The organism is Hydrogenovibrio kuenenii DSM 12350 (assembly GCF_000526715.1).
Lineage (GTDB): Bacteria > Pseudomonadota > Gammaproteobacteria > Thiomicrospirales > Thiomicrospiraceae > Hydrogenovibrio > Hydrogenovibrio kuenenii.
Genome location: NZ_JAGP01000001.1, coordinates 1,184,034 through 1,201,964 on the forward strand (window position 1 = coordinate 1,184,034; position 17,931 = coordinate 1,201,964).

Annotated in this window: 18 protein-coding genes; 3 read left to right on the plus strand and 15 right to left on the minus strand. The window is 38.5% G+C overall.

Annotated elements, in window-relative coordinates; translation table 11 throughout:
* Together N745_RS0105555 and surE are read right to left on the minus strand one after the other, a co-directional pair.
* Window positions 1–732 carry a protein-L-isoaspartate(D-aspartate) O-methyltransferase gene (locus tag N745_RS0105555; protein WP_024851138.1) on the minus strand — a complete coding sequence of 244 codons (732 nt, stop codon included), beginning with the start codon at window positions 730–732 and terminating at the stop codon, window positions 1–3.
* 6 nt (window positions 733–738) lie between these two features.
* The gene (gene surE, locus N745_RS0105560) at window positions 739–1,485 is read right to left on the minus strand and encodes a 5'/3'-nucleotidase SurE (protein ID WP_024851139.1); all 747 of its coding nucleotides are present in this window, start codon (window positions 1,483–1,485) and stop codon (window positions 739–741) included.
* Window positions 1,486–1,637: 152 nt separating this feature from the next.
* Here surE and N745_RS12250 point away from each other — a divergent pair, with 152 nt between their 5' ends.
* Window positions 1,638–2,180: a Smr/MutS family protein gene (locus N745_RS12250; RefSeq protein ID WP_024851140.1), complete on the plus strand. Its 543-nt coding sequence runs from the start codon at window positions 1,638–1,640 to the stop codon at window positions 2,178–2,180.
* A gap of 11 nt (window positions 2,181–2,191) precedes the next feature.
* On the opposite strand, the gene N745_RS11740 is transcribed toward N745_RS12250, so the two are convergent.
* From N745_RS11740 to ycaO, 7 genes are all read right to left on the minus strand, one after another.
* Window positions 2,192–2,572: an FtsB family cell division protein gene (locus N745_RS11740; protein WP_024851141.1), complete on the minus strand. Its 381-nt coding sequence runs from the start codon at window positions 2,570–2,572 to the stop codon at window positions 2,192–2,194.
* Window positions 2,573–2,590: 18 nt separating this feature from the next.
* Window positions 2,591–3,871, minus strand: a complete 1,281-nt coding sequence (eno, locus tag N745_RS0105575) for a phosphopyruvate hydratase (RefSeq protein ID WP_024851142.1) — start codon at window positions 3,869–3,871, stop codon at window positions 2,591–2,593.
* An 84-nt stretch (window positions 3,872–3,955) separates the two neighbouring features.
* Window positions 3,956–4,792, minus strand: coding sequence for a 3-deoxy-8-phosphooctulonate synthase (gene kdsA / locus N745_RS0105580; RefSeq protein ID WP_024851143.1), 837 nt, complete (start codon window positions 4,790–4,792; stop codon window positions 3,956–3,958).
* Entirely contained in the window at window positions 4,793–6,427 is a 1,635-nt protein-coding gene (locus N745_RS0105585; RefSeq protein WP_024851144.1) for a CTP synthase, read from the minus strand. It abuts the gene before it with no gap.
* A gap of 130 nt (window positions 6,428–6,557) precedes the next feature.
* Window positions 6,558–7,814 carry a tRNA lysidine(34) synthetase TilS gene (gene tilS / locus N745_RS12255; protein ID WP_024851145.1) on the minus strand — a complete coding sequence of 419 codons (1,257 nt, stop codon included), beginning with the start codon at window positions 7,812–7,814 and terminating at the stop codon, window positions 6,558–6,560.
* Window positions 7,815–7,826: 12 nt separating this feature from the next.
* Entirely contained in the window at window positions 7,827–8,783 is a 957-nt protein-coding gene (locus N745_RS0105595; RefSeq protein ID WP_024851146.1) for an acetyl-CoA carboxylase carboxyltransferase subunit alpha, read from the minus strand.
* A 90-nt stretch (window positions 8,784–8,873) separates the two neighbouring features.
* The gene (ycaO, locus tag N745_RS0105600; RefSeq protein WP_024851147.1) at window positions 8,874–10,607 is read right to left on the minus strand and encodes a 30S ribosomal protein S12 methylthiotransferase accessory factor YcaO; all 1,734 of its coding nucleotides are present in this window, start codon (window positions 10,605–10,607) and stop codon (window positions 8,874–8,876) included.
* A gap of 197 nt (window positions 10,608–10,804) precedes the next feature.
* On the opposite strand from ycaO, the gene N745_RS11750 reads away from it, so the two are divergent.
* Window positions 10,805–11,026, plus strand: coding sequence for a hypothetical protein (locus tag N745_RS11750; protein ID WP_024851148.1), 222 nt, complete (start codon window positions 10,805–10,807; stop codon window positions 11,024–11,026).
* 82 nt (window positions 11,027–11,108) lie between these two features.
* On the opposite strand, the gene N745_RS0105610 is transcribed toward N745_RS11750, so the two are convergent.
* The 3 genes from N745_RS0105610 to N745_RS0105620 form a co-directional block, all read right to left on the minus strand.
* Window positions 11,109–11,951 carry a hypothetical protein gene (locus tag N745_RS0105610; RefSeq protein WP_024851149.1) on the minus strand — a complete coding sequence of 281 codons (843 nt, stop codon included), beginning with the start codon at window positions 11,949–11,951 and terminating at the stop codon, window positions 11,109–11,111.
* 148 nt (window positions 11,952–12,099) lie between these two features.
* Window positions 12,100–12,780 (minus strand): tRNA (adenosine(37)-N6)-threonylcarbamoyltransferase complex dimerization subunit type 1 TsaB, encoded by a 681-nt coding sequence (tsaB, locus tag N745_RS0105615; protein WP_024851150.1) that lies wholly within the window; start codon window positions 12,778–12,780, stop codon window positions 12,100–12,102.
* Window positions 12,777–14,705 (minus strand): ATP-dependent DNA helicase, encoded by a 1,929-nt coding sequence (locus N745_RS0105620; RefSeq protein WP_024851151.1) that lies wholly within the window; start codon window positions 14,703–14,705, stop codon window positions 12,777–12,779. Before N745_RS0105620 ends, tsaB begins: the two co-directional genes overlap by 4 nt.
* A 210-nt stretch (window positions 14,706–14,915) precedes the next feature.
* Between N745_RS0105620 and ykgO the strand changes: the two genes are divergently transcribed.
* The gene (gene ykgO, locus N745_RS0105625) at window positions 14,916–15,041 is read left to right on the plus strand and encodes a type B 50S ribosomal protein L36 (protein WP_012823010.1); all 126 of its coding nucleotides are present in this window, start codon (window positions 14,916–14,918) and stop codon (window positions 15,039–15,041) included.
* An 80-nt stretch (window positions 15,042–15,121) separates the two neighbouring features.
* Here ykgO and N745_RS0105630 read toward each other — a convergent pair whose 3' ends face one another.
* From N745_RS0105630 to lpxB, 3 genes are all read right to left on the minus strand, one after another.
* Entirely contained in the window at window positions 15,122–16,093 is a 972-nt protein-coding gene (locus N745_RS0105630; RefSeq protein WP_024851152.1) for a chemotaxis protein CheV, read from the minus strand.
* 77 nt (window positions 16,094–16,170) lie between these two features.
* On the minus strand, window positions 16,171–16,773 hold the full coding sequence (rnhB, locus tag N745_RS0105635) for a ribonuclease HII (protein ID WP_024851153.1): 603 nt from the start codon (window positions 16,771–16,773) through the stop codon (window positions 16,171–16,173).
* The gene (gene lpxB / locus N745_RS0105640) at window positions 16,773–17,906 is read right to left on the minus strand and encodes a lipid-A-disaccharide synthase (protein ID WP_024851154.1); all 1,134 of its coding nucleotides are present in this window, start codon (window positions 17,904–17,906) and stop codon (window positions 16,773–16,775) included. The genes rnhB and lpxB overlap by 1 nt, the downstream gene beginning before the upstream one ends.
* Window positions 17,907–17,931: the final 25 nt, after the last annotated feature.

The following is a 17,931-nucleotide window of genomic DNA, read 5'->3' on the forward strand; positions in this document are numbered from 1 at the left end:
TTATTCGGCTTCCGTAACCAAACCTGTTTTCATTGGTACAAACAACACCTCTCCCAAGCACTCTTCTTTTATGCCTGTCGAAGTCTTGATGAACCCGAACAAATACTGGGTATCTTCCCCTATCGGCATAATTAAGCGGCCATTTTCGGCAAGCTGTTCCAATAGCTCTTCAGGTACTTTCGCTGGAGATGCAGCCGAAATCATACCATCAAAAGGCTGGTGTTTTGGCCAACCCCAGTGACCATCCGACAAGGTAAAATCAACATTGTTTAATTGCAACCTACCTAGAACATTTTGTGCGCGCTGTAAAAGCGGTTCAATCCTTTCAACGCTATAAACATGCTTCGCCAATAAAGACAGAATAGAGGTTTGGTAGCCAGAACCCGTGCCGATTTCAAGAACCTTGTACAGTGGACCATTTTGAAATAACCAAGAACTCATCTTAGCTACGACCCATGGCTGAGAAATAGTTTGGCCATAACCTATAGGTAAAGCTGTATCCTCATACGCACGAGTCGCCATAGCTTCATCTAAAAACAAGTGTCTTGGCGTCACTCTTATAGCATTTAAAACTTCAGAGTCATTAATGCCATTATCAATGAGTCGCTGCACCAATCGGTTGCGTGTTCTTTGAGAGGTCATACCCAGACCTTGGTTGTCTCTATAGGCTTCGTTGGGGTAGATAACGGGGTGCTGGGTATAAGTGCTGAGTTCGGAGAAGTCGAGTTTCATCTTCGTTTAATTAAACCATCCAGAAAGTTTATTGAGCATATCATAATGCGTTAAATCTATTTTTAACGGCGTAACGGATGCATAGCCATTTTCCACAGCATAAAAGTCTGTTCCTTCGCTAGCATCTTCCGCATCCCCTGCCGGACCAATCCAATATATATTGTTACCCCGTGGATCTTTATTTTTTACGACTCTTTCTGAACAATGTCGCTTACCCAGCCTGGTCATTTTTATCCCTTTAAGTTCAGTAAGCGGGATGTCTGGTACATTAATATTCAAAATGGTTTCCGAATCTAAAGGCATGTGATGAAAATCTTTTAGAAACAACTTTAAGACTTCACTGGCTGTATCAAAATGCCGATCACCACACAAAGAAATGGCTATAGAAGGTTTACCAAGAAAACGTCCCTCAGTTGCAGCAGCAACTGTTCCTGAATAAAGCACATCATCCCCCATATTTGCACCAGCATTAATGCCAGAAATCACCATATCAGGTTGATAATCCAAAGCACCATTTACAGCCAAGTGAACGCAATCAGTAGGCGTACCATTTACACAAAATATATGAGGGTCATCTTGCTGACTCATTCGCAAGGGTTCGGTAAGTGTCAAAGAATTACTTGCTGCGCTTCTATTACGATCAGGAGCAACAATAATCATCTCTGAATGAAAGTCAGTGGTATTTAAACATTCGTATAACGCTCTAATACCGGGCGCGTTATAACCATCATCATTCGAAAGCAGGATTTTCATGTGTTTGTTTGATATTTTTTTGTCAAAACTCTAAAAAGGTTAAGCACTTTATAGTACTAATAATCATTTTTAAACCGCTTACATTCTACACCATTCGTTTTACTATGCCGCTAAAATACTCATAAGAATAATTTGTAAATTAAGTAATGATAATGAAAGACATAACGGATGAAGAAAAAAATCTATTTGCAGAGGCCATGAATGATGTCACACCTCTTCAACCGACCGTAGAGAAAATTTCAGTTGAACAGCAGCGACAAAAGCCAAAGTTCGTTCGAATAAATAGACACCCTCTTGAAATAAATAGTCCTAAAAGCGAGCTTTACGAAACACCAGCAGAACGAGTATCAGCCCATGAATCTCTGTTTTTTCAACGCTACTCTATGAATAAGACTGATCTTAAAGCTTTAAAAAGTGGTAGTTTCCATTATCATTGGTCTATCGACCTTCATGGTTACTCTGAGTCAGAGGCCGAGAAACAACTCCTCAACTTTCTTGAAGATGCACGAAACAACCAGCAAAAACATATCCTCGTTGTACATGGTAAAGGCTATCACTCAGATACGGACGCTCCTATTCTAAAAAATCTTGTCAATCAAATATTAAGATCCTGGCCACATATTATTGCTTTTTGCAGCGCAAAACCAAAAGATGGCGGAACAGGCGCCACTTATGTTTTTTTAAAACTTAAATAAATGCGTATAAATTAATGAGAAGGCGTTGATTTGGCAACATTAGATGAGTTTGTCATCTTCATGCTATTTAAATCAGATTTTTTAGCAGGTACTTTTAAGTCAGAAGGCTTTGCTTCGGGTTGAAGTTCAATTACTTTTACAAAAGCTTCATCTTTACCAATCATCCCAAGCTTTTGCCTAGCAATGGTTTCAATGGACTTATTATTTGATTGCAGAACATAAACATCTTTTTTCAGTTCTGAATTTCGAGATTCAAGCTGTTGGACTTTAACTTCTAAATCATCCAGCTTTTTTTGCAGGGAAAGGTAATCGCTTATGCCACCGTTTGATGACAATAAGCGAATAGAAAGCAAAAAAACAATCGCTCCTAAAACAACATAAACTGTTCTCAAAGAACGATTCCTTTTCTGTTATTTCAAGTTATAAAAAGCGTCGTTTCCAGGGTAGATCGCCTGATCTCCTAACGCTTCTTCAATACGAATCAATTGATTATATTTTGCAATTCGATCTGTACGAGACATAGAACCTGTCTTGATTTGACCAGCACCTGTTGCAACAGCAATATCAGCAATAACCGTATCTTCTGTTTCACCTGAACGGTGAGAAACAACAGCGGTATAACCCGCTTCTTTTGCCATTCGAATCGCTTCGAAAGTCTCAGTAAGCGTTCCGATTTGGTTGATTTTAATCAGAATCGAATTACCAATTCCTTTATCAATCCCCTCTTTAAGGATTTTAGGGTTAGTTACAAACAAGTCATCACCAACAATTTGTAAACGGTCACCGTATTTCTCAGTTTGTAATTTAAAACCATCCCAGTCAGACTCATCCAAACCATCTTCAATAGAAATGATTGGGTACTTTTCAACCCAGGCTCCTAAGAAATCAACCATTTCAGCAGACGTCAGTGTTTTGTCTTCTGATGCAAGGTAGTAGTTACCGTCTTTGTACAACTCAGAAGAAGCTGCATCCATTGCAATCATAATGTCTTTACCAGCAACATAACCTGCAATCTCAATAGCTTCTAAAATAACTTGAATAGCTTCTTCATTAGATTTTAAATCCGGTGCAAAACCACCTTCATCACCAACCGCAGTGTTGTAACCTTTATCATGCAATACTTTTTTCAAAGCATGAAAAACTTCTGCGCCATAACGGATCGCTTCAGTAACACTTGGCGCACCAACAGGCATAATCATGAATTCTTGGAAATCCACTGAGTTATCAGCATGCTCACCACCATTAATGATATTCATCATTGGCACAGGCATTTTATAATCATCTGTTTTCAAGTAAGCATAAAGAGGTAGGCCTTTAGACTTAGCCGCAGCTTGAGCTGTAGCAATAGACACTGCAAGAATAGCATTTGCACCTAAACGAGCTTTGTTATCCGTTCCGTCCAATTCAATCATCAAATTATCAATCATTGATTGATTTGTCGCATCTTTACCAATTAATGCAGCTTTAATTTCAGTATTAATGTTACTTACAGCGTTTAAAACGCCTTTGCCACCAAACTTAGACTTATCACCATCTCTTAATTCGATAGCTTCACGAGAACCCGTTGAAGCACCGGAAGGTGAAATACCGCGCCCCATAGAACCATCTTCTAAAATAACATCTGCTTCAACCGTTGGATTTCCACGGGAGTCAATTACTTGACGAGCTTTAATATCTTTAATCAATGACATTAATCGTTCTTCCTATTTTCGTTAATACTTTTAAATTTCAATAATTGTAGCCAACCAATATGTCACGAAAGTGACAAGGGGTTATTACAGTAATTCGTTTTCAATGAAGCCTTGTTCTTTAACCACATCATCAAGACGTTTCATTGTTTCCAATAAAGGCTTCAATCGTCCAAGAGGCCACATGTTTGGCCCATCAGACAAGGCATTTTCAGGGTCAGGATGTGTTTCCATGAACACGCCGGAAATTCCAGCTGCAATAGCAGCACGCGCTAGAACTGGTACCATCTCTCTTTGCCCGCCAGAAGTTGTGCCTTGTCCACCTGGTTGCTGTACAGAGTGTGTCGCATCAAATACAACAGGACAGCCAGTCTGACGCATAGAGGCCAAGCCTCTCATATCAGAAATAAGTGTGTTATACCCAAAAGATGTACCACGATCACAAACCATAATTTGTTCGTTACCCACTTCTCTTGCCTTGGCTACAACTTGGTCCATATCCCAAGGTGCTTGGAACTGGCCTTTTTTAATATTCACCGGAATTCCTTGACGACAAACATTTTGAATAAAGTTCGTTTGTCTAACTAAGAAAGCTGGCGTTTGCATAACGTCAACAACCGAAGCAACCTCATCAAGTGGTGTATCTTCATGCACATCCGTTAATACAGGTACACCAACTTCATCTTTTACTTTTTGAAGTATTCTCAAACCCTCTTCAATCCCTAGACCTCTAAAGCTTTTTGTAGATGATCGATTTGCTTTATCGTAAGAAGATTTAAAAATGAAAGGCATCCCCAAAGATTCAGTCATTTCTTTTAGCTGACCTGCAGTATCAATAGCCAATTGTTCAGATTCAATAACACAAGGACCAGCAATGATAAATAAGGGTTGTTCTATTCCAACTTCAAAACCACATAAATTCATTTATTTGCCCTCTCGCAACTTGTGTTCATTAGCAGCTTCAACAAATGCTCTAAACAATGGATGTCCACTTCTTGGTGTTGAAGTAAATTCTGGGTGGAACTGGCAAGCCACAAACCAAGGGTGATCAGCAATTTCAATTGTTTCAACAAGGTTACCATCTTCTGAACGACCAGAAATAATAAGCCCTGCTTCTTCAAGACGAGAGACATATCCATCATTCACTTCATAGCGATGACGATGACGCTCACGGATAATATCTTCCCCATAAATAGAACGTATTTTACTGTCTTCAGTCAAAATGCAGTTTTGCCCGCCTAAACGCATGGTGCCACCTAAATCGGTAGACTCATCACGCTGGATAGTATTCCCATCCTCATCAGTCCATTCAGTAATCAACGCCACAACTGGGTATGGTGTTTCAGCATTCAACTCTGTACTGTGCGCATTAGTTAAACCCGCAACATTACGTGCATACTCAACAACTGCCATTTGCATCCCCAAGCAAATTCCTAAATAAGGAATCTTATTTTCTCGAGCATATTTTATAGCCGAAATTTTCCCTTCAACTCCACGTTCACCAAAACCACCAGGAACCAAAATTGCATCCATATTTTTAATGGATTCCGTTCCCTTTAGTTCGATTTCTTCTGAATCAATATAGTGAATATTGACTTGAGTTTTTAACTGAATGCCGCCGTGCGTTAATGCTTCAATTAGAGACTTATAGGCTTCCGTCAAATCCACATACTTACCGACCATCGCTATTTCAACAGACTTCACTGGATTTAACTGGGCATCAACTACATTATCCCAATCAGATAAATCTACAAGTGGTACATCTAAGCGGAAACGATTCACGACGATATCATCAAGACCTTGCTCGTGAAGCATTCTTGGCACTTCATAAATCGTACGAGCATCAAGTGAATTGATAACTGCTTTTTCTTCTACATTCGTAAACAATGCAATCTTTCGTTTTTCAGATTCTTCAAGAGGTCTTTCTGAACGACAAATTAAAACATCAGGTTGAATACCAATTGAGCGAAGTTCTTTCACCGAGTGCTGAGTTGGTTTAGTTTTTACCTCTCCCGCAACAGCGATATAAGGCAACAACGTTAAATGCATGAATAACGCATTATCACGACCTACTTCAACACCCAATTGTCGAATAGCTTCTAAGAAGGGCAAAGACTCTATATCCCCTACTGTTCCACCAACTTCAACCAATGCTACATCTGAACCCTCAGCAGCCTTTACAATACGACTCTTGATTTCATCCGTAATATGCGGAATAACCTGAACGGTTCCGCCTAAATAATCACCGCGTCTTTCCTTACGAATAACTTTTTCGTAAACCTGACCGGTTGAAAAGCTATTTCTTTTAGTAAAGTGACGAGGAACAAACCGTTCATAGTGCCCCAAATCCAAATCTGTTTCTGCACCATCATCAGTGACGAAAACTTCACCATGTTGAAAAGGACTCATCGTTCCAGGGTCCACATTGATATATGGATCCATTTTTAGCATGCTGACACGCAAGCCTCTTGCTTCAAGAAGAGACCCTAAAGAAGCCGCTGCAATACCCTTTCCTAAGGAAGAAACCACACCGCCAGTAACAAAAATAAATTTAGTCATGAAATCACTTTTGACGTTAAAAAACTGAGTTTTGAGACAAGAGAACTTGCCCACTAGAATGGAAGCAAATTATAGCCTAAATCGCTATTTACAGCAAACTATTAGACAAAATTTGATTCTAAATTTTCAACTAATGCTTAAACTTATCACTCGTAAAATATCCAAGCACCGCAGCGACTTCTCCATTAATTTCAACAACTGGCCATCGAGAACGATTCCAATAAACGACTCTCTTCTCTTTTAGCCATTTTTTTAGTCCTGGAAAATTCTCAAAATCTTCTTTTTTTACAGAACGAAAAATAACACTCTCATGCATCCAATGATTAGCAACAGCATGAGAAAGAAGCTCGCGCTCATCAAAATGAATTACTTCGAAGCTGTGCGGAAAGCTTCGCATTAAAAAATTACTTTGAAAATCATTCAAAATATAAATTTTAGTGCCTTCAATTCTTATCTGACTCGTTTGAGAAAGTTTTCTAGAAGGGTGTGCGTTGCTATTATTTAGATGCATGTTTTCTTTTAACCAGTCATAAAGTACCTGATTTAACTCAAAACCTTCTACATAACGGCTTACCCAATACCGAATAAGGTTTTTTTGTCGAGACCAATCTAAATTCACCACACTTGCCAAGTCGATACTAAAGCTACTGCTTTCAACTTGAGCAAAATCTTGCTCAGCTAACTCATCCAACAAGGTTAATGCTTCGGAAACTGTGTTTGACATTCGCCATAAAGCAATGTCAAATTTAGGCCATTTTTGGGTAACTAGGGGTAGTAAAGCGTTACGAATAAAGTTGCGACTAAATCGCTCATCTTCGTTGCTTTCATCTTCAATCCAATTTAACTGATACTGATGTAAATATTCGACTATCTCAGGAAGACGCACAGATAACAATGGTCGACAGTGTAAGAGAATCTTATTATCGAATAATCGTTTTTTTTGAAAACGCATGGCACTTAAACCTGCCAAGCCAGTTCCTCGAAACAAATTAAATAAGATGGTTTCTGCTTGATCTTGTAAATGATGTGCAGTAACTAAGACGCCATCTTCTGGAACTGAAGCCAACAATGCGTGATAACGCTTCTCTCTTGCGACTGCTTCAACCCCCTTTCGACTTGTATCTTTGATATCAATCCGTTTTTCTTCAAATCGAACTTTATGTTCTTCGCAAAACTTACGACAAAAAACACCCCAACTATCTGAATTAGATTGAAGTTGATGATTAATATAAACCGCGTTTAAACGAGAAGAATTTATTTTTTGGAGAAGACAGTGCAATAACACCGTAGAATCTTTACCACCACTAAATGCAACGGTAATTTTTTTGTGAGCCCCTAACTCCGCTAAAAAAAAGTCTATTGCTTTTTCTACAGAGTTAGATGGCATGATTATCAGCTACTATGCTAATTCAAAGTTACCGTATTTCATGTAACGTTGATAACGAGAATCGACTAATTGATCAAGCGCACGATTTTCCATCAAATCCAACTGATCAATTAAAGCTTGTTTTAGGGTTAAAGCTGCTTGTTGAGGGTTTCTATGTGCACCACCTAGTGGCTCTGAAACGATAATATCGATCAAGCCTAGTTCTTTCAATCTTTCAGAAGTGATACCTAAAGCCGACGCTGCATCTGCAGCATTAGCTGCATCTTTCCATAAAATGGAAGCGCACCCTTCTGGTGAAATAACTGAATAGGTACTGTATTGCATCATCATAGTGACATCACCAACACCGATTGCTAAAGCCCCACCTGAACCACCTTCACCAATAACCGTACAGATCACTGGCACTTTCAATTCTGACATTTCAATCAAGTTTCTTGCGATCGCTTCAGACTGGCCACGCTCCTCAGCATTGATCCCAGGGTAAGCACCCGGAGTGTCGATAAAAGTCAAAATTGGCAACCCAAAACGTTCTGCCATCTTCATCAGTCTAAGTGCTTTACGATAACCTTCAGGTCTAGGCATACCAAAATTACGATAAATCTTATCTTTAGTATCACGCCCTTTTTCTTGACCGATAACCATAACGGCTCTACCATCAATACGAGCCAAGCCACCGACTATAGCTGCATCGTCAGCAAAAGCACGGTCACCATGAAGCTCCGTGAAGTCTGTAAAAACTTCTTTAATGTAGTCCAATAACAGTGGACGCTGAGGATGTCTGGCGATCTGAGCAATCTGAACATCAGTCAATTTACTAAAAATAGACTCCGTTAGACTCTTACTTTTTTCTTCCAACGCCGTTACCTCATGAATTAAATTCATATCTTTACCATCAAGGTGACGCAATTCATCAATTTTGGCTTCAAGCTCAGCAATCGGTTGTTCAAAATCCAAAAAATCTAACTTCATTCTTTTTCCAAGGTGTCTTTTGAGTTCAAATAGAATCCGCGTATTTTAACAAACATTTTTCATTTTTAACGGAATTTCTCTTTATTAGCATTAGTAACTTACTTCAACCTTTTTCACTTCCTGAATCTTTTGATAGATCATTAAAAGTGTTTGATGACTTTTACTCTCTTCAAATGCTTTTGTTCCAATGGCTAAATCACCAATAAAAGCTTTTCCTTGTACGTAACGCCAAACTCTTTCTATCAAATCATTACCAAAAAGTTTCTTTTGCATCTCAAAGTTGTAAAAATCTAGGTCATCGTTTAAAACAATTTCCAGCGCAAATGATAATGCCTTGTACAAGAGTTGCATTTCATCATCATCTACAAAATAGAAACAGTCTTGCAACCGCTCATGCGCTTGTTCATAGTCTTGTATTGCCAGCAAACACCACATTTCCAACTCGACTACTTTAAACTTCTTCCAGTAACTATCACCATCAGGAAGCAGTCCGATAAGATTAGCAACACCTTGATGATCTGAAAAACCAAGCTGGTGTAAACTATCCAACATTTTTTCAAATTGCTTAGAACACATATTAGCTCCAAGTTCATCCAAGGCTTCTCTTAGCTCTCTACCTCTATTTTGGTTATTATCAACCAGCTCTTGCAAAGGAAATACTTCTGACATACCCGGTACGATAATGCGACTTGCTGGAACACCAAAGTGATCATAAGAAGCGAAGTAAACATCACTCCCTTCGCTTTGAACGGTTTTAACTAGAAAATCAAATTGCTCTTGTGTTGTGCCGTTAAAATCCCAATCCACAAACTCAAAGTCATATTGATCTGAAATGAATTTGGCATGAATTAACCCACTTGAATCAATAAAGTGGTTTTCAATATTTTCATCATCAGCGACCAGTTGTTCATCAAACACAGGTGTTTGAAACCCATCCAAATTAGATAAAGTGCGTCCCTGCAAAGATTCTGTCAATGTTCTTTCTAGAGCTACCTCAAAAATTGGATGTGCGCCAAAAGAAGCAAAACACTGCCCTGTTTTTTGCTCAAAAAGCGTGACATTCATTACCGGATAATGCCCACCAAGTGAAGCATCTCTAATCGACACCTCAACCCCTTGCTCAACAAGCTTCTTTCTGGCTTCCACAATCTGTGGGTAACGCTGAATAATCACTTCAGGAACTTCAGGTAAGCATATGTTTTCTAAAAGAATTATTCTTTTAACCCAACGTTCAAACACTTCTGATAAACCTTGAACCTGAGCTTCAATATGGGTATTGCCTGCACAAAGACCATTACTTGCATAGAGGTTACTAAATAGATTCATGGGGAAATAAATTGTTTGACCTGAAGAAACTTGGGTCATTGGTAAGCATCTTATTTTTTGTGAACTATCATTTAGACTTAGGAAGTCTTCACCAGTCATTTCTGAATAAGGATCATAAATTTGCCATAATTCACTCGTTAAACAGCTCTTAAAATCTGCTACATCAACACTCTTTTCATTTGGAAAATACAGCCAGACATCAGATTTCTGGTGCGAAGGTTCCAAGTAAAAATCAGAAAAAAAGTAATTGGTTTCTAAGCGTTCAAAAAACTCTCCTAATGCACTCGCTAAACAGGCTTTTCTACTAGCCCCTTTTCCATTGGTAAACAAGGCTGGACAATTTTTATCCCTTATATGTAAAGAATATATATTCGGAACAGGGTTCAACCAAGACGCCTCTTCTATCTCAAAACCTGTCTTCTCCAATAATTGGTGCATTTTTAAAATAGAATCTTCAAGACAGGCATCTTTGCCCTTTATATAAGTTTGTTCAACCATGACACTTCCTACAAAACCAATTGATAATATAAGCTTTTCTTATCTAACAAATAAAAAAAAAGAAATAGAGCACTCTAAAAAACCAAGTAAACTGGTATGGAATCTATTATTACCTTGTGAGGTGCTCCATGTGGAAAATAATAACAACTCTTCTTGTCTGTTGCTTGAGCTTACCAGTCCAATCTAATGAAAGCATTATGACAGGAAAAAAGCTACATGATGAAGCGAATTGCATGAAGTGTCATGCACGACTTGGCTACAATACAGACAAAACAATTCGAATGAATATTCACTCAATTAAAGATTTAAAACGTGCTGTTAAGTTTTGTAATGCAAACCTTAATGTAGGATGGTTTGATGATGAAGTTGATGACGTGGTTCAATACTTAGATCAAACCTACTATAAATTGCCGAATTAATCTACATAGACCGCTCTATCAAGAAAATGTGCAGCCAAATAATGGCTGCACAAGTAGATAATAGATTAGGTTTAAAACTTTACTAAATCTTTACTCCCAAACCATGAAGTTGTGACTCCAACTTTTTCAATTGTTTCGGGTCGGCGTTTCCAGTGTCTTCTGATAAGCACCCTTTTGCATTAGAAACTGCTTCATCAATCGCATCCACTAAAAAGTAAATTTTCATTGATGAATTAATTTTCTTCCAGTCTCTATGTTTCGCTCGCCACAACTTATTCAGTTGAGGGTCTTGCTTTAACTGCTGACCAACATAATCAAACAGTTTGATTAGATGAGGAATTGACTGTTCAGGCTGATAGGGTATACCAGTAACTTTATCGTAATAACTTTGTCTATCAAGAATTGCGACTTCTAAAGCAGGAATCATGGGAGATATTCCAGCCATCTTTGCATCGTTTTCAGCAGTTTTTATGCGATCAATAGATAAAACCGGTGCATTCGACTTCCAGCGAGAATAAAGGACATAGACATTATATCGATCGATAAAGTTTAACTGACCTGCATGTAAAGCCATGACTCTTTTGGCTGGTACAACATAGTCCAAACCTTGAGTGCGAAGCTTGGTATGATCTTTACCCCAAATTTGCCACCCGGACTGCCCTGTGTCCAGTCCCTTGTCATTAACAGCGATTGGTTGACAGGAAATTCCGTAATCATGACCTTGAACAAAATCCTGGACAGCTATTTGATAATTCCCATTCGGCGTTATTTTCCGTACAACACCCACGATATAAGCATCGTCTTTAATATTGTTTGCAGGGAATGCCACTAAGATAGTGTCGTTTGGCTTAAAGCGTTGGGCATAAGCCGAAGAAACGGCCGTCAACAACGCTGTCAACAAGCCGAATAATATAAACTTTTTCATAATTTTCTTCTTATATTTAAGTAACGTCTGCATTTGTTAAGTTCAGCTCCACATCAGGAGCTGAACTAAATAAATATATTATAAATTAAGCCATAAACCAAAGTATGGACAAACCTGCGAGATAATTTAAACACACTAAACGAAAAAGTCATTTTGACTTTTTGGCTATATTATTTCTAAGGTATACAGGTGTAGGAACAACCTCCAAAACACTTTTAGCTTGTGCAATTCTTTGTGAAGCAATGATTGCAACATTTTCCGCACTTGGTACCCCGCCCTGCCATTGATTAAAAATTGAAACCAGTTCTGGAAATTCTTTTTCTATATCACCTGTTGCCATATCTATACCCTTCTTTTTGCATAGCGTAATAGCATCTGGCTCAGATAGTAGTTGAGGGGGTTCTGACGTCAGCACGCCATTCTGTACAAGACATACTTGAATATAAAGTTCATTCATTCGAGCATCTAAACAAGCCACGACAGGTGAAGAACTCACCTCTTTTGCCATTGGCCAAGCCAGAGCCTCTAAAGTTGAAATGGAAATAACAGGTTTATTCCAACCAAACGCAAGCCCCTGAACAACACCTGCAGCAATTCTAACTCCTGTAAAAGCGCCAGGTCCTTCGCTTAAGGCCAAATAATCAACATCAACACCTGAGAGTTTTGCTTTAGACAAAGCCTTATCCACCATCGACAAAACATGATTTGCATGTGTTTGTGGTGTTAGCGCAAATTCGGTAATACTGTTTTCACCAATTTTTAGGCTCACTGAGCAGGCTTGTGTTGACGTATCAACGGCTAATATTTTCAGCTCTTTTACATCTGTCATTTGTTTTCCAACATGCTGTTCAATAATTGTTTAGCTTCACTTGGTTCATACACCCATTTAAAACCAGGCAAACTGTTTATTATCGTTTTTCCATAAGATTTTGTCATGATTCTTGGGTCACATAAAACCAGCACCCCTTTATCTTCAGTCGAGCGAATCAAACGCCCCGTTCCCTGTTTGAGCGCTATTATGGCTTCTGGAATCTGAAACGCATAAAAGGCATTTAAACCCTTTTGTTTTAGCGCAGACTCTCTCGCTTGTACCACTGGGTCATCAGGAGGAATAAAAGGAATACGGTCTATCATGACAAGTTTTAGGTCATTCCCCTTTACATCCACTCCTTCCCAAAAACTACTGGTACCCAACAGAACAGCTTGATCTGCTTCTCGAAACTGGTTCAGCAATTCATGTTTAGGGGCATCTCCTTGAACAAACAATTGACCATGCCAATGATCCTTCAAAATGGTGCTCGCTTCTAATAAAGCTCTATGACTTGTAAAAAGAAGAAATGCACTTCCTTGGCTCACTTGCAGCAGAGGCCAAATAGCACGCAGACAGATTTTAATATAGTCTGGAGATTTAGGTTCCGGCAAACCAACAGGATGATATACCAGGCCTTGTTGTAAATAATCGAAGGGACTATCCCATTGCTTAGCATGGCAGTCTTCTAAGCCAAGACGCTGAGCGAAATAGTCAAATTGATTATTCACACTTAAAGTTGCCGAGGTAAATATCCAGGCGCCACCCAAAAGATCTCTTTGTTTGCTAAACGGTTCAGCAACACTCATCGGAGTAAAGTTAAGCCTAAATCTTGCCTGAGATGAATCCACCCAACGAACCTCATTTTGAGACTGTGACATTAACCAACGTTTGAGTTGTGCCGCAATATCATGGGCTCTTTTTTGAACAGCTGCAATGGACTTTCCTCTATCAACAAATGGTTTCAAACCTTCTTCTAACTTTTGCAGGCTGGTTAGCACTAAATCTAGCGCATCCATCGATTTTGATTGTGATGAAAAAGCTTCCCAGTTCCAGCGTTTTTCCCATTTACCAAGTGTCTTGTTAAAGTTTTGCACTTCTAGCTCTAATTGTTTTACCGCATCAATTAAATCTGCAGATTCTTTTGCTTCCTGAGTTATCGCATTTCGAATATCTCGAGCCAATTCATCCAATTGCCCTCGACTCAGCGTAAAACCTAGAAACTGTGCGGCAATGTCTGGTAATTGGTGTGCTTCATCAAAGATATAGACATCTGCTTCCGGCAACACTTCACCAAAGCCATTTTCTCTTAGTGCTAAATCAGCACAAAAAAGATGGTGGTTAACAACCAATACATCTGACTCAACTGCATCCTGTTTTACTTTCGGATAAAAGCAGTCAGAATCGGCATGACAACCATTGGCCTGACAAAATTCCAAACGAGCACACACCTTATGCCAAATAGGATCATTTTCATCAAGAGACTTCAGTTCCGACTTATCCCCAACATGGGTTTTATCCATCCAATCGTGAATTTGAGACAGTTTTTGCCAAACCGATCGAGAGTTTTGTTCTGTTGTTTCAGCAATGTCCAGCCGTTGAGGGCAGATATAATTTTCTCGTCCCTTCAGAAGTTTTATTTTCCCTTTAAAGCCGCAGAGTTTTTTGATTAAAGGTAGGTCTTTTGAAAGTAGCTGTTCCTGTAAGTTTTTTGTCGCCGTCGAAATGATAATTTTTTTACCCGATAGCAACGCGGGGATTAAGTAGGCAAAAGTTTTACCTGTTCCCGTTCCAGCCTCGGCTAATAATACCTCTTTATCTTCGATGCACTGCGCAATCGCCAATGACATGTCCAGTTGAGAAGATCGCACTTCAAAATCATCAATTAATTTTTTGAGTTTTGTATCATTTGTTAGCAGTTCTTGTGTTTCGGTTACTAAGGACAAGGGATAACTCTTGAGTTGAATGAAGTGTTAATTTTTACGATATCATAGTAAAAGATGACTTTTTACAGATAAACGTATACTTTTTGCCGGATTCTAATCAAAATCCAATGATAAAACTAGACATTTCCGCCAAAATCCGTAAAATTCGCACTTTCAAATTTGAAAGTCTTAGCATTAAGACATTAAACTATTAGTATTGGATATCTAGCTATGAAAATTTTATCATCATTAAAATCAGCAAAAACACGTCATAAAGACTGCCAAATTGTTAGACGTCGCGGGAAAGTTTATGTTATCAACAAAACAAACCCTCGTTTTAAAGCGCGTCAACGTTAAGACAACAGCTTAAAACTGTTACAAAAAAGGCACCTGATCAGTGCCTTTTTTTATACCTACTACCCCCAGCCTGGCAGATTTTAACTATAGTATTTTTCTTCCACTTTCTTGATTGTTTCAACAATCAAAGAGGTATCGACTTTACCTACAAAAAAGTCCGCTCCCATTGCAATGACTTCACGACTGTTATTTTCACTGGTCATTGATGTATGTACAATAATTGGCAATCCACTGGTTTTCTTATGCGACCTTATTTCTTTTATAACAGTATGCCCTGAAGCAACAGGCATTTCTAAGTCTGTAAAAATGATAGACACATCACTAACATCTTCAAGCTCATCTAAGTAGTTCAACAACAAACGTCCATTATCAAAAGCTTGATACTTCAGTCCCAACTGATCAAAAACCATTCCCATATATTTTTGTATCGCCTTACTGTCTTCAGCAAACAAAATAGTTCCATTTTTAACTTTTTCACAAAAATTATACGAGCTTTCTCCAACTGACTTAGCTGAAGAGAATATTTTCTCAGCCATACTTGGCATGGCTTCAATCAACAACTTCTCAATGTCTAAAATAAAGCAAAGTTGCTCGCTATTTTCTAAGTAGGTGTGATTAATAACCTGGTTGGTATTAACATTAACATTGTAGTTAGATGCTGGCTTAATATCTGACCAATTCTTTTCTTCCACACCATGAATGTGGGCGACTCTCAAGCCGACAAAGTTATGACTAAAATCAGATACGATAATGATAGACTTCTGCTTTTCTTCTTCCGTCATATCAAAGCCCATCCATTTAGGCAAATCTACTACAGGCAGATATACACCACGAAGCTCAATCATCCCTTCGATCAATGGGTTTGCATCTGGCATTTCAGATACTTCAAATGCTCTAGCTTCCAGAACTTCCCTGACTTTAAAAACATTCATACCATAATAGGGTGGTTCGTAGTCTTGCTTGGGAAACTGAACTTGAAAAATCATTAAACTAAGCTGATTGTTTTTACTTAGTTGTGCTGTTTTTTCAACCTGTTCTAATGTTGTAGTCATCTTATCCACCCTTGGAGTTTATGAAGAAGCATGTTATTAGATTAACAAAAAATGCGTAGGAAGCAAGCAGGTAAAAATTAGCTTCTTTCACTGATAAGTCTTACAGGTTTAAACGAGTATCGATACCCGTCTATTAAACCAAACATTTCGATTGCTTGTAAGTGTGCTTTAGTTGGATAGCCTTTATGTCTGGCATAACCATATTGAGGATAAACTTTATCTAACGCAATCATTTCCTCATCTCTGGCAACTTTTGCCAATATTGAGGCGGCACTGATACAAGAAACTTTTGCATCCCCTTTTACAACAGCTTCACATTCATGAGATATATTTGGACACCGATTTCCATCTACCAAAACTTTTTCAAAGTGCTTATGAATACCATCAACGGCTCTTTTCATGGCCAGCATTGTTGCATGAAGGATGTTTAGTTCATCTATTTCTTCAGGTGTCGCAAACCCAATTGAGTAATCAATAGCAACCAACTTAATCTCTTCGGATAATTCTTTAAGTTTTTTTTCAGACAATTTTTTAGAGTCCATCAGAGGAATATCGCAGTCTTCAGGTAAGATAACCGCAGCTGCAACTACATTTCCAACCAAAGGTCCTCTCCCAACCTCATCAACACCTACCAATCGTTCCAAAGGTCTATCTAAAACAAAGTCCTTGAAAGCATCCATCACCTTTCTCTCTGTAAACCAGACCATTCTTCTATAGCATCGGCTGCAAGTTCTGATGCGTTTTGTTTGAGTTGTATATACTGCTGTTCAAATGCCTGTATTTGCTTTTTTCTTAAACTTGGCGTTGAAATTAAAGCACCTAAAGCTTGTGCAATATTTTCAGGTATTGCTTGCTCTTGGATAAGTTCAGGAACAAGCGTTTCCTTTGCCAGAATATTCGGTAAACCTATCCATTGCGTAGTAGCGAGAGCCTTCATTATCCAATACGAGATTGGATGAACTTTTATAGATAAAACAAGTGGCTTCTTATAAAGAGCAACTTCTAACGTCGCTGTACCTGAAGTAACAATCAATTGATCTGAAGCTTCGATAACCTTATCTGCTTGACGGTCAAATAAATAAACCTTTAGCCCCTCTCCAAACGCACTCACTGCCTGTTGCATTCTTTGCTTGGCTCTGTCATGAACACAAGGAACTACAAAAATCATCTCAGGATAAATTTGCGCAAGAATAGTCGCCGCTTGAATATATACATCTGCCATAGCATTAATTTCAGCCATTCTAGAGCCTGGCATCAATCCTGTAATAGATGCATCAACAGGAAGACCTAACTGAGCTCTAACATGAGTTTTATTCGGCTTTTCAGGAATTTTATTGGCTAAAGGATGACCTACAAATTTTACAGGTATGTCATATTTGTCGTAATAAGGTGTTTCAAAAGGAAATAAAACCAACACGCCATCCACTTGCTGTTTGATTTTATTTAAACGCTTCTCTCGCCACGCCCAAACGGATGGTCCTACATAATGGATAGTTTTAATACTATGCTTCTTAAGAACTTCTTCAACTTTAAAGTTAAAATCAGGAGCATCAATACCGATAAAAGCATCTGGCTTAATTTTTAACAAGCTATTAATAACTTTCTTTCGTATCTTCAATAGTTCTGGTAAATGCTTAATTACCTCAAAAATACCCATAACAGATAGCTTTTCCATAGGAAACAAGGTTTCAAACCCTTCAGAAATCATCTTAGGGCCACCTATACCTACAAATTTAGCATTAGGATAACGATATTTAAGCGATTTGATAAGATCTGCAGCGAGCAGATCTCCAGAAGCTTCTCCTGCTATCATTGCGAAGACAGGAGGAGTATTGTGA

Excerpts from the sequence above, each read along its gene's own strand:
- N745_RS0105555 (WP_024851138.1), bottom strand. The coding sequence starts at position 732 with ATGAAACTCGACTTCTCCGAACTCAGCACTTATACCCAGCACCCCGTT.
- surE (WP_024851139.1), bottom strand. The coding sequence starts at position 1,485 with ATGAAAATCCTGCTTTCGAATGATGATGGTTATAACGCGCCCGGTATT.
- N745_RS12250 (WP_024851140.1), top strand. The coding sequence starts at position 1,638 with ATGAAAGACATAACGGATGAAGAAAAAAATCTATTTGCAGAGGCCATG.
- eno (WP_024851142.1), bottom strand. The coding sequence starts at position 3,871 with ATGTCATTGATTAAAGATATTAAAGCTCGTCAAGTAATTGACTCCCGT.
- kdsA (WP_024851143.1), bottom strand. The coding sequence starts at position 4,792 with ATGAATTTATGTGGTTTTGAAGTTGGAATAGAACAACCCTTATTTATC.
- N745_RS0105585 (WP_024851144.1), bottom strand. The coding sequence starts at position 6,427 with ATGACTAAATTTATTTTTGTTACTGGCGGTGTGGTTTCTTCCTTAGGA.
- tilS (WP_024851145.1), bottom strand. The coding sequence starts at position 7,814 with ATGCCATCTAACTCTGTAGAAAAAGCAATAGACTTTTTTTTAGCGGAG.
- N745_RS0105595 (WP_024851146.1), bottom strand. The coding sequence starts at position 8,783 with ATGAAGTTAGATTTTTTGGATTTTGAACAACCGATTGCTGAGCTTGAA.
- ycaO (WP_024851147.1), bottom strand. The coding sequence starts at position 10,607 with ATGGTTGAACAAACTTATATAAAGGGCAAAGATGCCTGTCTTGAAGAT.
- N745_RS11750 (WP_024851148.1), top strand. The coding sequence starts at position 10,805 with ATGACAGGAAAAAAGCTACATGATGAAGCGAATTGCATGAAGTGTCAT.
- N745_RS0105610 (WP_024851149.1), bottom strand. The coding sequence starts at position 11,951 with ATGAAAAAGTTTATATTATTCGGCTTGTTGACAGCGTTGTTGACGGCC.
- tsaB (WP_024851150.1), bottom strand. The coding sequence starts at position 12,780 with ATGACAGATGTAAAAGAGCTGAAAATATTAGCCGTTGATACGTCAACA.
- ykgO (WP_012823010.1), top strand. The coding sequence starts at position 14,916 with ATGAAAATTTTATCATCATTAAAATCAGCAAAAACACGTCATAAAGAC.
- N745_RS0105630 (WP_024851152.1), bottom strand. The coding sequence starts at position 16,093 with ATGACTACAACATTAGAACAGGTTGAAAAAACAGCACAACTAAGTAAA.
- rnhB (WP_024851153.1), bottom strand. The coding sequence starts at position 16,773 with ATGGATGCTTTCAAGGACTTTGTTTTAGATAGACCTTTGGAACGATTG.
- lpxB (WP_024851154.1), bottom strand. The coding sequence starts at position 17,906 with ATGATAGCAGGAGAAGCTTCTGGAGATCTGCTCGCTGCAGATCTTATC.